A 13,959-nucleotide genomic window follows, 5' to 3' on the forward strand; every position below is an offset into this window, starting at 1 on the left:
AAGACAAATAAAACACTTATATCGTGACAGATCCTTACTGTCCTTTACGGCGTGGAAGTCACGGTGAGTCGATAATTTTCATGGAGGCTTGTCATGTCCCTGATTGCCCTGCTTACTGATTTCGGCATAGAGGACCCTTATGTGGGACAGATGAAAGGGGTGGTCTACAGTCGTTGCCCCGGGGCGGATATTGTGGATCTGACCCACGGAGTGCAGGCCTTTAATATCCACCAGGGAGGCTTTCTGCTGGCATGCTCCCTGGATTTTTTTCCACCGGGCACAGTATTTATAGCCGTGATTGATCCCGGGGTGGGATCTGATCGCGGCATAGTCCTGGCTGAAACCCGGACCTGCTGGATACTGGCTCCGGACAACGGACTTCTGTCCCAGGCCCTGGATGCCGGGCTTTTAAAGACATGCCGGAGGTTTCTGGGCAATCCTCCCTCATCCACCACATTTCACGGCCGGGATATATTTGCACCTCTGGGGGCGGATCTGGCTGAAAAGCAAAAGGTACCCGCGGATTTTGAAGCTTTTGATCCCCAGGAACTGGTCAGGCTTTACCTGCCTGAGCCGGCTGCGTGCAGTACCGGGGTTAAATGCGTGGTCCTGCACCGGGACCACTACGGCAACCTGGTGCTCAACCTGGACATAGATCCCTGGGCGGGCAGGCTGCAGGGGGCGAGGATGCGTATCGGCGGTTATGAAATGGTTCTGGTTGCATATTACGCTGCCATCCCCGAAGGGTGCCTGGGCCTGGTCACCGGAAGCCAGGGCAAACTTGAGATCGCGGCCAGGGAATACAGCGCTGCCCGGCTGCTGGGGCTCGCCCCCGGAGATGAGGCTTTGTTTTCGTTTATGGATTGAGAATTGAGGTATTCAGGGATTGGGGGATTAAGGGATTGGGGGATTGGGGATTGGGGGGCGACTGGGCGACTTTAGCGATGTAAGCTAACGCAGCGACTTGGCCAGGGGCGCGACAGTGTGCACAGTCTCGATGTCAACTGCTGTGTATTTTACAGTAAGGGAGTACGTAAGACCAAAAGGAGAAGGCAGATGGCTAAAACATTTATTATGTATGATCAGATATGCAAGACCCACCTGGCCGGCAGCGGGCATCCCGAGAACCCGGCCAGGCTGGATGCCATTGTTTCCGCCCTGCAGAACGAGGATCAGAATTCTGAGCTGGTATGGCAAAGCCCTGAGCCGGCCCGGGAAGAGGACTTGTTTGGCAACCATGAAGCCGGTTACGTGGACCTGGTACGTGACAGCGTGGCCGCCGGACGCCACTCCCTGGGATATCCGGATACCGGTATAAGCAACGGTTCCTGGGATGCGGCCCTTACCGCCGCAGGAGGCCTCATAAACGCGGTGGACCTGGTCATGGAGGGCAAGGCGGCCAATGCCTTCTGCCCGGTGCGTCCCCCGGGGCATCATGCCCGTCCCGGCATGGGCATGGGTTTTTGCCTGTTCAACAACGTGGCCCTGGCTGCCAGGCATGCCATGAAGAAATACGGCCTGGACCGGATATTGGTCATAGACTGGGACGTACACCATGGAAACGGTACCCAGGAGGCCTTTTACCAGGAGCAGGAGGTGTTTTTCTTCAGCACCCACCAGGAAGCCTGGTTTCCTTTTACAGGGGAAAGACACGAAACCGGCTCCGGCAAAGGCCGGGGAACAAACATGAATTTTCCGTTCAGCGCCGGTGCGGGCCGGGATGAAATCCTGCCCGCCTTTACAGGGCACCTGGTCCCGACCATGGATGAATACAAGCCTCAGCTTGTTCTTGTTTCCGCCGGCTTTGACGCCATGCAGGGAGATCTCCTGGGCCGCTTCAACCTTACAGAGGACGATTTTGCCCGGCTCACCGAAATCGCCATGGAAATAGCCGGCAAGCATGCCTCGGGACGGCTGGTGTCAACCCTGGAAGGGGGGTACAACCTGGACGGTCTGGCCCGGGCCTGTGCAGCCCACGTAAAAACCCTTATGCAAGGCGGGTAACAGGCTAAAGCCCCATGCCGGGTTTCATTTCCCGGCCGGTGAGGGTGGTTTCGTAGCCGCCCAGGCTTTCAATCCCGGCCTTGAAGTCCCGGGAATGCAGCAGATTCATTACCTGGACCACCTTGTCGTCCTGGATGAAATCTTCAGGAATGAGCAGGTCATAGCGCTCCCTGGCCAGGGGCACAAAGTCCAGACCCAGGGCCTGTGCTGCGGCCTTGATGCCCAGCCCGCAATCAGCGGTCCGGCTCAGGACATTTACTGCAATCCCCATATGCGTGTACTCTTCATTGGAGTAGCCTTTCACCTTTTCAGGTGAAATATCCGCCTGCTGCAGATGATGATCCAGAAGGATCCTGGTGCCTGCTCCCTTCTGGCGGTTGACGAATTCCACGTCATCCCGGGGCAGGTCCTGCAGAGAGCGGATGTTTCTGGGGTTGCCCGGTAAAACCATCAGGCCCTGGTGCCGGACGGCCAGGTTGATGAGCCTGTAGTCCAGGTCAGGGGCATATTTATCCAGAAATGGAAAGTTGTAGTCCCCGGTTTCAGGGTCGAAAAGATGAATGCCGGCCATGTGCGCCGTGCCCCGCCTGATGGCGGTAATGCCGCCCATGCTGCCCACGTGGGTTGAGGCCAGCCTGACCGGAGGGTTGAACAGGGCCAGTTCGTTGGCCAGAAAATCCACGGTGTTGTCATGGCTGCCCACGGTTACCAGCACCTGGTTTACTTCCCGGGATCTGCGCAGAAGCTGTACCTCGATCATCCTGTCCTGCTGCATCCCTTCCAGGTCGGCAGGGATTCTGGTCATGCCCTGGGCTTTGGTCAGGGTGGTCATCATGCCCGCGCCCCTGGGCAGGGGAGTGGCCACGTACTGTTCTCCCACCCGGCCCACAGAGACCCTTAAAAACTCCTCCATTCCCAGTCTGGAGGGTATTTTCCGGGTCAGTCTGGCCTCGACAGTCACCGGTTCTTCCGGGGTTTTTCCCGACAGATGATAAACCAGGGGCTTTAATATTTGCTCAAAGCAGATTACAGAACTTACTGGATATCCCGGAGCTCCTACCAGGATCTTGTTGTTGTGGGAGATGCCAAGCACCGTGGGTTTGCCGGGCATGGCCTTGAGGCCGTGCACCAGTAACCGGCCCTTTTCCTGGATGATTCTGCGGGTAAAGTCCTTGCTGCCAGCCGACGAACCGGCCCCGATGACCACGATATGGGCCTGGGAGTCCAGGGCTTCCTGCAGGGCCTTTTCCAGCTTTTGTGGTTCGTCTGGTACCGGGGCAGTGCGCGAGAACCTGCATCCCCAGGACTGGGCCATGGCGGCAAGCACCTGGGAATTGCTCTCGATGACCTGTCCGGGACTGGGGTCCGGCCGGGATGTAAAATCCAGGACTTCATCCCCGGTGGGTATTACATGGATGCCCACCTGCTGGTATACATCCACTTCCCAGATGCCTCCGCTGAGCAATACTCCTATGTCATAGGCGGATATCTCGTGATTCCGGGGCAGCAGAAGCTCTGTGGCCACTATATCTTCGCCTATGCGGCGCACGTTCTGCCAGGGGTAGGCCGGCTGCTCAATGGATATGCTGTGCTCGTACTCCTGGTTGATCTTTTCCACCATGATAACGCTGTCCATACCATCAGGAATGGGATTGCCGGTATTTATCTCCACATAGTCCCGCCCTTTCTCAAGTATCACCGGGTTGTCCTCCCGGGCGGTGAAGGTGCTTTCGGCCCTTACTGCCACTCCGTCCATGGCTGCGCTGTGAAAGGTGGGGGATGAATACCTGGCCCGGACCGGCCCTGCTGTCACCCTGCCCAGGGCCTGCTGTGAGGGAACGGATTCACGGCCCGGCAGGCTGGCGGGAGTAATTTCCTCCAGCACCTTTTCCAGTGCTTCATCAATGCTTATGGTTTTGAGATAGATACTTCTTTGACTGTCCATTTTATAGTCCTTTGATTTCAGTTTGTTGCAGGTTTAAACTTAAGTTCTGCGGAAGAGAAAATTGATATTAATTTTTTTCACTATAAAGGTCCAGAGGGCTTCAAGTTCCGAGGGCAGTATGGCTTAAGCCTGTTTTCAGGGAAAGGCACATTTTTTGAATCAGCCCAGGCAGAAATCCGGAAAACAAGGTTGTCATTCATGAGAAAGAATTTTATATTTTCCCTGCAGAAAGTACTGGACCTGCGCCGGCAGCAGGAGGACAAGGCCAAAGAAGCCCTGGCCCTGGCCAGGAAGAGATACCAGGAGCAGAACCAGGTGGTCCAGGAGATCCTGGAGGAAAGGGTGCGGGCCAGGCAGAGCATGGAAGAGAAACAAGATATAACCCAGGCCGATATCTGGCTCTACAACCTTTACCGGGACCGTCTGAATCTTGACCTGGTCAAGGCCGAAGAGAAACTGGGCAGGTTGTCCAGGGATATCAACCAGAAACGCCAGGAACTCGTAGAGAAAAGCAAGCAGAAAAAAGTTCTGGAAAGATTGAAACACAATAGAAAGGTAAAATTTGACCATGAGCAGCAACAAGAAGAACAAAAAGAGTTTGATGAAATGGCCGTTCTGCGCTACCAGCCTGAGGCCCTCCAGGCTGTTGCAGATGATCATGGTATTGGCGGTGATTAAGCTGGGGCTTATTTTCGCCCTGCCGGGTCAGAAAAGCCAGACGGAAGGTGAACCCGTGACCCAGAAAGCTCCTGTCATGGAAACAAGGCTTGCCATGGCCGCTCCCGGGGACAACAACAATGACGGAGGCGATGAAGACGTGGAGGAAGTGGATGAAGAGGATATCCCGGGGGAGGTGCAAAGGCTCCGGGAACGTGAGGCTGAGCTGGACCGCAGGGAGCGCAACCTGCGCGATCTGGAAGAAGAGCTGGATGCCAAGCTGGAAGAACTCAGAGGGTTGCAGGCCGAAGTGGATGAGATGCTCAAAGAGGCTGACGTGGTCCGCGATGAAAAAATCGCCCACCTGGTGGATGTCTATTCAAATATGGAGCCTCCTCAGGCAGCCCAGGTCCTGGAGACCCTGAACGAAGACATAGCTGTCAAAGTTTTGGCTGGAATGCGGGGCAGGGAAGCAGGGGACATACTGACCAACGTCAACCCCCAGAAAGCGGCCAGGCTCTCAGAGATGCTCACCGACCTGCAGCTGCCATTTATTGAGCAGTAACTGCCTGAGCGTCTTTTGTTTCCGCTCTAACCATGATTAAGAGTTGCCAGCCATGAAGGGCATGAAGTTTAAAAAACAGAAAGGAAAAAGCTGTCTCTTTTCTGGACTTCATACCCTTCATGTCCTTCATGGTTAAAGGTTTTTTTCGTGAAAACAGATCGCTGGAGTGCACGTATAGTTTTGCTCTATCGTTAAATAGTTTTCATCCGGAAACGGTTCTTTTTCCTTTTGGCGGCGTCAATCTGCACAATTATTCGTCACCGTATTAAGATACGCCTCCTCATAATTGCTTGACTTCCTTGCCAAAAGAAAAAACTCCTCGTTTCCGTAAAGAAAACCAACAGCTTCAACATCCGGAAAGAAAGACTTTCCGGATGGAAACTAAATAACTCTTCACAATCATTCACCATCAGGCCCTGGACATTTTATAACCGGCTATTTTCCTGCCGCATCCGGCGCAGGCTCCCTTGTCAAGATTGACACTGCGCAACTGAAACCCCAGCCTGGAGACAACAATTTCCCCGCACCCGGGGCAAGTGGTGTTTTCACCGTCATGGCCCGGAATATTTCCGGTATAGACATATTCCAGTCCGGCCTCCTTTCCAGTATGCCAGGCCTCTTCGATGGTTTCCACCGGGGTGGACTGCCTGTCGGTGAGGTTGAAGGTGGGGTGAAATCTGGATATGTGCCACGGCGTATGCGCTCCCAGGTTGTTTTTAATGAATCCGGCCATGTCTTTAAGCTCCCTGGTGGAGTCGTTGAGCCCGGGAATGATAAGAGTGGTTACTTCAAGCCACCAGCCCATTTCCCTGATTTTGACCAGGTTGTCCAGAACAGGCTTTAGCCTGGACTTGCACTGGTTCTGGTAAAAATCCTCGGTGTAGGCTTTGAGATCTATATTGGCTGCGTCAATCAGCCCGTCCATCTCCTTCAGGCAGTCCGGGCTCTGAAAACCGTTGCTGACGATTATATTCTTGAGTTTATTCTCTCTGGCCAGGCGGGCTGTCTCCAGGACAAGCTCAATGAATACCGTAGGCTCGGAATAGGTGTAGGAAATACTCCCGGCCCGGTATTCCCGGGCTGTGCTTACAAGCTGCTCAGGGGTGACAGGCTGGCCCTGGCGGAACTGGTGCTCCTTGGGAGGCTGGGACAGGGTGTAATTTTGACAGAAACTGCAGGAAAAATTACAGCCCATGGTGCCCAGGGAAAGGGTCATGCTGCCGGGCATGAAATGAAACAGAGGCTTTTTTTCCACCGGGTCAACATTCATGGCGGCCACGTTATCCCCCACCAGGGTGAAAAGCTCTCCCCGGGTGTTCTGTCTTACCCCGCAAAAACCCCTGCCTCCGTCTTCTATGAGGCAGAACTGGCAACAGGCCAGGCACTGGACCTTCTGCTCCTTCAAGGGCTTCCAAAGTATAGCCTGTTTAGAAGTATGCATCATATTGTACCTCCTTAACTATTACGATGATAGCTGTTTATTTCGCGGTATCTGTCAGCGCTTTTAAGGAAAGCAGGGGACAGGCACTCCGGGACCCACTTGAGCATCATTTTGTGCTTAAAACATCTCATTTTTTGGGACAATCACGCCTCAGGCGTGACGGAAGAGCCAGTCCCCATGCCACATGCAAAGCGCTGACATGATACATCACGCGTTTTTATATTCATGCTATGTAAATTAATAGGTTCAAATTTTGTTTTTTCAAGTAGATGACGGAAATTTTTGCGGAGAAATGGTGCGTCCGGCCCGTGATCCAGATGAAGCAGAAGTCAGGTGGAAAGTTCTTGAGTTTGAAAGAAAAAAGCATTAATGATTATTGTTGCACGGGTTGTTCTCAATGAAAATAATACGCTTAATTGCCTGGGAAGGCAGATTTTTTCAATTATTTCAGGAGATTTTATGACCAGGAGAGGAGAGGCTTACCAGCAGGCCGGAGTGGATACGGAAAAAGCAGGCCGGTTTGTGGAGAGTATCAAAAGCATGGTGGCCCAAACCCATGTCAAGGGGGTTATCAACGATATCGGCGGATTCGGCGGACTGTTCAAGCTTGATATGAACGAGCTCCAGGAACCTGTACTGGTTGCCTCCACCGATGGGGTGGGGACCAAGCTGAAGCTTGCTTTCCTCTTTGACCGTCACGATACCATAGGTATCGACCTGGTGGCCATGTCTGTCAACGATGTCCTGGTGCAGGGAGCAAAGCCCTTGTTTTTTCTGGATTACCTGGCCACCGGTAAACTCGATACCAGGCAGGGTGAAGAGATCGTAAAGGGAGTAGCCCAGGGGTGTATTCAGGCCGGCTGTGCTCTTTTGGGGGGTGAGACCGCTGAAATGCCCGATTTTTATCCGCCGGGGGAATATGATCTTTCCGGTTTCTGCGTGGGAGTGGTTGACGACTCCAGGATAGTGGACGGCGGAGAAATAAGGCGCGACGACGTGATTATCGGCCTTGCTTCCAGCGGTCTGCACTCAAATGGTTTTTCCCTGGTGCGCAAGCTTCTTACTCAGTCGGGCTTGAAAGGCGAGGATATTTTTCCCGGGACTTCCAGTGAAGTCCGCGAAGTTCTTCTGCAGCCCACCAGGATCTATACCGCAGAGGTCAAGGGGCTGATGCGCGATATCCGCATCAAGGGAATGGCGCATATCACCGGCGGAGGTTTTTACGACAATATTCCCAGGATACTGCACCGCGGGCTGGGGGCCAGGATCAACTTCGGCAGCTGGGATATCCCTCCGGTAATGCACTGGGTCAGAGAGCAGGGCCGGATGAACTGGGAGGACATGCTGCAGATATTCAACTGCGGCATAGGTTATGTAATGGTTGTCTCCCCCGGGGACAGTGAGGAGGTCTGCTCCAGACTGGCAGGCATGGGCTGCCCGGCCTGGGAGATAGGGCGTATCACCGGGGCCCTGGCTGACGGCGATACTGTTGTGATGGATTTTTGACGGTCTGCGGCCTTGCTGTCCGGATGAAAACAAGTTTTCCCCTTTTATTGCCGGCACCACCTTCCTGCTCTTCACCCTCTTTTTAGTTTCCGCCCGCAATGCCGGTTTTTTCAGGCTGGAACCGCTAAAATGCACCCTTGATGACGTGACTATGCATTTACAGTTATTGATGTGCTGATTTTTTGATTGTCACACAACCCGATCTGGATTAAACAGCCTTTCTCTTCAGGTTTTTTCCACCGCTAAACCAAAATCATGCGAGGGCTAACAATGGATACCACCCATTTAGTTGACCAGATTGCCAATCTGCAGATGCTCAACCAGTTCTTTCTCTCCCTGTTTCTGCTTATTCCCATGGTCCTGGTGGCCAGGACGGCTGTTGCCGGAACACGCTATTCCCCGATACTTATCATTGTCGTTTTCGGCCTGACCATGGGTTATGTCCTGGTGGCCAGCGGGGTCAGCACCCCTGGGCTGCCGCAGTTTTCCCTCATCGATCTCATAAGCCGTACCACCATAGTGGCTCTGACGGTGTCGTTCTTCGTGGGCGGACAGGAGCTTCGAAAGATTTTGGGGGGGATCAAGCTCGAACCTGATGAAATGGTGACTCCCTCCAAGGAAGAGACTATACTGGGTACCGGCAGAACTCAGCTTATCTTTATTGTCCGGGCCTTTTTCCTCCTGGTGGGCATAGAAGCCCTGTACAGGTTGATAGTGGGAATGGGAGCTGGAGATCTAAGCCGTTTTTACCCCATTATCGCCTATCTGGGCCTGGTGGGGGCTGTGATACTTATAGATCACAAGGCCCAGGTGACCAATAAAAGGCGCTACATCAAGATGGGTCTGGTGGAGATAGTCGCCATTCTGGGGATTCTTATCGGTTCCTATACCGTAGCCATGTGGATAGAGCCCCTGATAGCCCTGCCCCAGATATTCTTTTCCATGGTCATTGCAGCCGGTCTGGGAGCGCTCATGTATCGCTGGCAATTCGGGCCGACCATCAGGGCCCTTCTGTTTGCAGGCATTCCGGTGGTGCTGGCGGCCAACTTCATGATCGGAGGGTCGCGCATTGAAGAGGCCTTTGCCATTACCGGCATGAACGCGGTGTTGGCTTACGGGTTTTTCGGGCAGATGTTCTGGATGTTTGGAGGCATAGCCCTGCTCATGCTCTTCGGCAAGACCGACATGGCCAGGAACCTGGCCCCGGGCATGGCCGGCGGACTTTCCCACTCGGGTCTTACCGGTGCCTGTACCGCTGGAGATTTGGGCAAAACCGCGGCCTACCGCGCCCCCATCATGATCAATGTACCGTTTTTCGGGCATATATTCGTCTTTTCCGTGCTGGCCATGAGCGCTCAAAAGGGCAGTCTCATGCTTTTGCCGTCCTTTATCATAGTTCTGGCGGGTGTTGTTCTTACGGTTCTCTCCATGAGGACCATGAAGAATGCCGGGGGTGAAGATGCAAAAGAGGTCAAGGGACTGATGCAGTTTTCTTTTGGCTGGCAGCTCTGTGCAGTTTTCGGGGGCTTTACTCTTCTCAGCTTAGCCAGCATGTCCCTGGATTTTACAGCCATGGCGGTTTCTTCGGGCATATCCCATTTCGGGCTGTTCGCAGCCACCCAGGGAGGCATGTTCGGTGAGGAGGCGTCCCTGATGATACCGTTTATCTTTTCCATGCCCTTCCTGGTGCATCCGCTGGTGTTTTTCATGTTCGGCAAGGCTATGGAAAAAGACGGGTCAATGCCCAGAAAACCGGTATATATTATAGCCCTGATAGGACTTCTAGGAATAATTTATTCCATGCTTGCGATATAGGTTCCAATGAATTAAAGTCTGTATTCCAGTTAAATTCACAACAGGATTCCTGAAAGGATCCGGCAAAGTAAAACGGATATAGATGTCTGAAAACAGAATCACAAAATTCGCCATCCCGGAGATCATTTTCGGGCACGGCAGTCTGCGCTACGTGGCCCAGTGCGCCATGCGCCTGGGCGCTAAAAGGGCACTTCTGGTCACGGATGAGGGGCTCATACACTCGGGATGGGCCGGACATGTTCAGGAAATACTCAAGGACGACAATCTGGATTATATTCCTTTTGACCAGGTGGACTCCAACCCCAGGGACTACCAGGTGCATGAGGGAGCAAAAATTTATGACCGGGAAAAGGCTGATGTCATAATATCCCTTGGCGGGGGCAGTCCCATGGATACGGCCAAGGGTATCGGCACCATTGTGGGCAACGGCGGCAGGATAGGGGACTATGAGGGGGCCAACAAGATAATGCGGCCCCTTCCGCCCATGATATTTATACCCTCCAATGCAGGCAGCGGATCGGATATTTCCCAGTTCTGCATCATCACTGATGTGGAGCGCCAGGTAAAGATGTCCATCATCAGCCGCTCACTGGTGCCCAATGTGTCCATTATAGACCCGGACCTGCTCATGACCAAGAGCGACGAGATGGTGGTGGCTTCGGCCGTGGACGCCCTGGCCCATGCCATCGAATCCTATGTCTCCCCTCTGGCCTCGCCATTCACCGAAAACCAGGCCATGAAGGCCATTGAGCTCATAGCCGCATACCTTCAGCCGGCCCTGGAGTCGCGAAGCTGCGAAGCCATGGAGCAGCTTTCCATAGCCAGCACTGCGGCGGGCATGTCCTTCAGCAATGCCGGCCTGGGCATAGGGCACGCCCTGGCCCATTCCTTAGGAGGAATCTTTGATACCCTGCACGGGCTGGTGCACCCCATAGTGCTGCCTTCGGTCATGCGCTACAACCTGCCTGCCTGTCCGGAAAAGATGTGCATTATCGGGCGCATCGTGCAGGGCTCCTGCACTACCTGTTCCAGCGACCAGGGGCAGGAGGGCATATCCAGGCTGGAAGAGCTCTTTGCAGGACTTGGTATTCCGGTACACCTGCGCGACATTGTCCCGGATGCATCCAGGCTGGAACAGATCTGCAAAATGGCGGTGCATGATGCCTGTATGCTGACCAATCCGCGCAAGGCCGGATGGGAAGATCTTTTTTCCATATGCCAGGAGGCCTGGTGATGCAGAAGACTCCTGATCTAAATGATCTTGTGGGCATCGAACACAGCAAACTGGGTTTTTTTCAGGAGCTGCGCCAGAAGATTGAAGAGCTCAAAGAAGCCAACAGAAAATCCGAGGAGCGCCGAAGAGAAATCGCAGCTATCCTGGACGGCATTACCGATGTCATGATGGTTCTTTCGGAAAATCTGCGCATAATTTCAGTCAACCATGTTTTTCATGAATTTTTTGACGAACCCCGGCCCGAAGGCAAATTCTGCTACCAGCTTTTTCGCGGCGAAGATTATCCCTGCCCGGAATGCCCGGCTTTCCGTTCCATGGCCACTGATTCCGTATGCCGGGATACAGCCATATTCAAGCTGGGAGGCCGCAACCTGCAGTTTGAAATGGTGGCTTCGCCCCTGAAAAATAAGGAATGGGAAGAAAACCGGGTTCTTATATTCAAGCGCGACGTGACCCTGGAAAAGGAGTACCAGGCCAAGTACTATCAGGTGGAAAAAATGGCCACCATAGGCATGCTGGCTGCTGGAGTGGCCCATGAAGTCAACAACCCCATGGCTGCCATAAACGGGTTCGCCGAAGGGCTGCGCCGGCGTATTCCGCGCATTGAAAAAAGCGTCGATCCTGAACTGGCCCAGGATTTCCGGGAATACACAGACATCATCCTCAAGGAATGCAAGCGCTGCCAGAAGATTATCCAGACTCTGCTGACCTTCAGTCGGCCCAAGCATTTCTCGTTTTCTCCCATCAATCTCAACCGGGTGGTAAACGAGACCCTGCGCCTGGTGGATCATAGCCTGCGCAAGCGTAAAGGGCTCAAGGTCAAACTGGATCTGCAGGACGGTCTGCCCCTGATCAATGCAGACGAGTCTCAGCTGAAACAGGTAATACTGAACCTGCTGGTGAACGCCAAGGATGCCATCCAGGACAAGGGGCTGATCACCATCAAGACCTCGGCCTTTGAGCATGAAAACGAAGTCTGCCTGTGCGTGGAGGATGACGGCTGCGGCATTGATCCGGACAAGATGGATAAGCTGTTTGAGCCCTTTTTCACCACCAAGCCCGTGGGCAAAGGCATTGGTATAGGCCTGGCCTCCTGTTATAATATCGTCGAAAGTCACGGGGGAGAGATATCCGTGACCAGTGAGCCGGGCAAAGGTTCCAGGTTTACGGTATGTCTTCCTTTAAACCCCTCTATAGAGTGATATGACCAAGCAGTACTCAGTGCTGGTAGTGGATGATGAGCAGTCCATTCTGACCCTTTTCAAAAAGGAGTTCGCCACACCGGAAAGAAGCATCTCCACTGCCTCCTCCGCCTCCCAGGCCCGTCAGCTAATCCGGAAGAACGTGTTTGATGTTGTCCTTTTAGATATCTGTCTGCCGGATGGTGACGGTCTGGATCTGTATACCGAGTTCAAGGAGCGTATGCAGGATGTGGAGATTATTCTTATCACCGGCCACGGCAATATCGATAATGCAGTCAGGGCCATGAAGCTGGGGGCTTATGACTATATCACCAAACCCTTCAATCTGGACAAGCTGGAACTGGTTATAGAAAGGGCCTGGCAGAGGGCCTGCATGCAGCGTGAAAACCGCAGTTACCGGCTTTACTCCGGCAACAACCGGACGCACAGGATGGTTGGGGCCTCTGAAAGCATAAAACACATCCGCTACCTCGTAGACAAGGTCGCCCCCGCCGAGGTGCCGGTACTGCTTACCGGAGAAAGCGGGGTGGGCAAGGATGTGGCGGCCCAGGCCATTCATCACGGCAGTCAGCGTGCGGACAAGCCCTATATCGTAAAAAACTGCGCCTCCTTAGTGAAAGAGCTGGCCCGCACCGAGCTTTTCGGGCACGTCAAGGGTTCCTTTACCGGGGCCACTGAATCCAGCGATGGGCTTATGGCCTATGCCCACAAGGGCACTCTCTTCCTGGACGAAATAGGAGAACTGCCCCTGGAAGTCCAGGCGTCCCTGTTGAGGGTCCTGGAAAACAGGACATATCGCCGGGTGGGAGAAAAAGAAGAGCGCAGCATAGATGTCCGTTTTATTTTCGCCACAAGCCGCAACCTGTATACCGAGGTGGAGGAGGGCAGGTTTCAGGAAGCCCTTCTGCACCGCATAAACGTTTTTAATATCGAGACTCCTCCACTGCGGGACCGCCTGGAAGACATACCCCTGCTGGTGGAGCATTTTCTGTCCAGCCTGAATACTTCCATCACAGACTACCGCGTTACGGACAAGGCCATGAACTGCCTGATGAACTACTCCTGGCCCGGCAATGTGCGCGAGCTTCGAAACGTGCTGGAGCGCAGCATGATCCTGGCTGAACAGGGCAACATCACCGAAAGGTCCCTGCCCAGGGAACTGGTGGAAAAGACCCTGGACGCTCACGAGCAGGGAAGGCAGGAGGGTATCTTTTCCCTGCGCCTGGCTGAAAAAAACCATATATCCCGAGTTCTCAGCTACTTCCAGGGCAATCGCCAGCAGGCATCCAAGGCCATGGGGATAGGAAGGAAGACCCTTTATCGCAAGATGAAGGAATACCAGCTGGAGTAGCGTATGGGCTGAGCCCCTGATTCAAGGGCTGGTGCTGCCTCCGGCTTGTATTGGAATCAACGGGCGGTTCTTTCATAATATGTGACCTTGAAACTGTATCTTTTTGACCCAAAAGGCGGTTTTGGGCGTATCAAAAAATCACTAAAAATGAATGCTTTGAAATAACTGGTTTTTTTCCTGAGCCATTCCCTTTTACAGGCTTTTCAGCGCTGCCTGTCCTGTCACCGTCCTTCAAAAGA

The 13,959-nt window shown here is 53.6% G+C and carries 11 protein-coding genes; 9 read left to right on the forward strand and 2 right to left on the reverse strand.

Going from position 1 to position 13,959, the window contains the following annotated elements:
* The first annotated feature begins 93 nt into the window (after positions 1–93).
* A complete protein-coding gene (locus DTHIO_RS10505; protein ID WP_008870276.1) occupies positions 94–867 on the forward strand; it encodes an SAM hydrolase/SAM-dependent halogenase family protein in 774 nt (257 codons plus the stop codon).
* A gap of 189 nt (positions 868–1,056) precedes the next feature.
* On the forward strand, positions 1,057–2,004 hold the full coding sequence (locus tag DTHIO_RS10510; protein ID WP_008870277.1) for a histone deacetylase family protein: 948 nt from the start codon (positions 1,057–1,059) through the stop codon (positions 2,002–2,004).
* 4 nt (positions 2,005–2,008) lie between these two features.
* On the opposite strand, the gene DTHIO_RS10515 is transcribed toward DTHIO_RS10510, so the two are convergent.
* Positions 2,009–3,949, reverse strand: coding sequence for a molybdopterin biosynthesis protein (locus tag DTHIO_RS10515; RefSeq protein WP_008870278.1), 1,941 nt, complete (start codon positions 3,947–3,949; stop codon positions 2,009–2,011).
* A gap of 198 nt (positions 3,950–4,147) precedes the next feature.
* Between DTHIO_RS10515 and fliJ the strand changes: the two genes are divergently transcribed.
* Both fliJ and DTHIO_RS10525 read left to right on the forward strand, forming a co-directional pair.
* Positions 4,148–4,627 carry a flagellar export protein FliJ gene (gene fliJ, locus DTHIO_RS10520; protein WP_008870279.1) on the forward strand — a complete coding sequence of 160 codons (480 nt, stop codon included), beginning with the start codon at positions 4,148–4,150 and terminating at the stop codon, positions 4,625–4,627.
* On the forward strand, positions 4,602–5,171 hold the full coding sequence (locus DTHIO_RS10525) for a MotE family protein (RefSeq protein WP_008870280.1): 570 nt from the start codon (positions 4,602–4,604) through the stop codon (positions 5,169–5,171). The genes fliJ and DTHIO_RS10525 overlap by 26 nt, the downstream gene beginning before the upstream one ends.
* Before the next feature lie 409 nt (positions 5,172–5,580).
* Here DTHIO_RS10525 and amrS read toward each other — a convergent pair whose 3' ends face one another.
* Positions 5,581–6,615 (reverse strand): AmmeMemoRadiSam system radical SAM enzyme, encoded by a 1,035-nt coding sequence (amrS, locus tag DTHIO_RS10530; protein WP_008870281.1) that lies wholly within the window; start codon positions 6,613–6,615, stop codon positions 5,581–5,583.
* 456 nt (positions 6,616–7,071) lie between these two features.
* Here amrS and purM point away from each other — a divergent pair, with 456 nt between their 5' ends.
* From purM to DTHIO_RS10555, 5 genes are all read left to right on the forward strand, one after another.
* The gene (gene purM, locus DTHIO_RS10535; protein WP_008870282.1) at positions 7,072–8,118 is read left to right on the forward strand and encodes a phosphoribosylformylglycinamidine cyclo-ligase; all 1,047 of its coding nucleotides are present in this window, start codon (positions 7,072–7,074) and stop codon (positions 8,116–8,118) included.
* Positions 8,119–8,388: 270 nt separating this feature from the next.
* Positions 8,389–9,933: a hypothetical protein gene (locus tag DTHIO_RS10540; RefSeq protein ID WP_008870283.1), complete on the forward strand. Its 1,545-nt coding sequence runs from the start codon at positions 8,389–8,391 to the stop codon at positions 9,931–9,933.
* Positions 9,934–10,015: 82 nt separating this feature from the next.
* The gene (locus tag DTHIO_RS10545; protein ID WP_008870284.1) at positions 10,016–11,167 is read left to right on the forward strand and encodes an iron-containing alcohol dehydrogenase; all 1,152 of its coding nucleotides are present in this window, start codon (positions 10,016–10,018) and stop codon (positions 11,165–11,167) included.
* On the forward strand, positions 11,167–12,369 hold the full coding sequence (locus DTHIO_RS10550) for a two-component system sensor histidine kinase NtrB (protein ID WP_008870285.1): 1,203 nt from the start codon (positions 11,167–11,169) through the stop codon (positions 12,367–12,369). The genes DTHIO_RS10545 and DTHIO_RS10550 overlap by 1 nt, the downstream gene beginning before the upstream one ends.
* A 1-nt stretch (position 12,370) precedes the next feature.
* Entirely contained in the window at positions 12,371–13,720 is a 1,350-nt protein-coding gene (locus DTHIO_RS10555; protein ID WP_008870286.1) for a sigma-54-dependent transcriptional regulator, read from the forward strand.
* Positions 13,721–13,959 lie beyond the last annotated feature (239 nt).

It is taken from the genome of Desulfonatronospira thiodismutans ASO3-1 (genome assembly GCF_000174435.1).
GTDB lineage: Bacteria > Desulfobacterota > Desulfovibrionia > Desulfovibrionales > Desulfonatronovibrionaceae > Desulfonatronospira > Desulfonatronospira thiodismutans.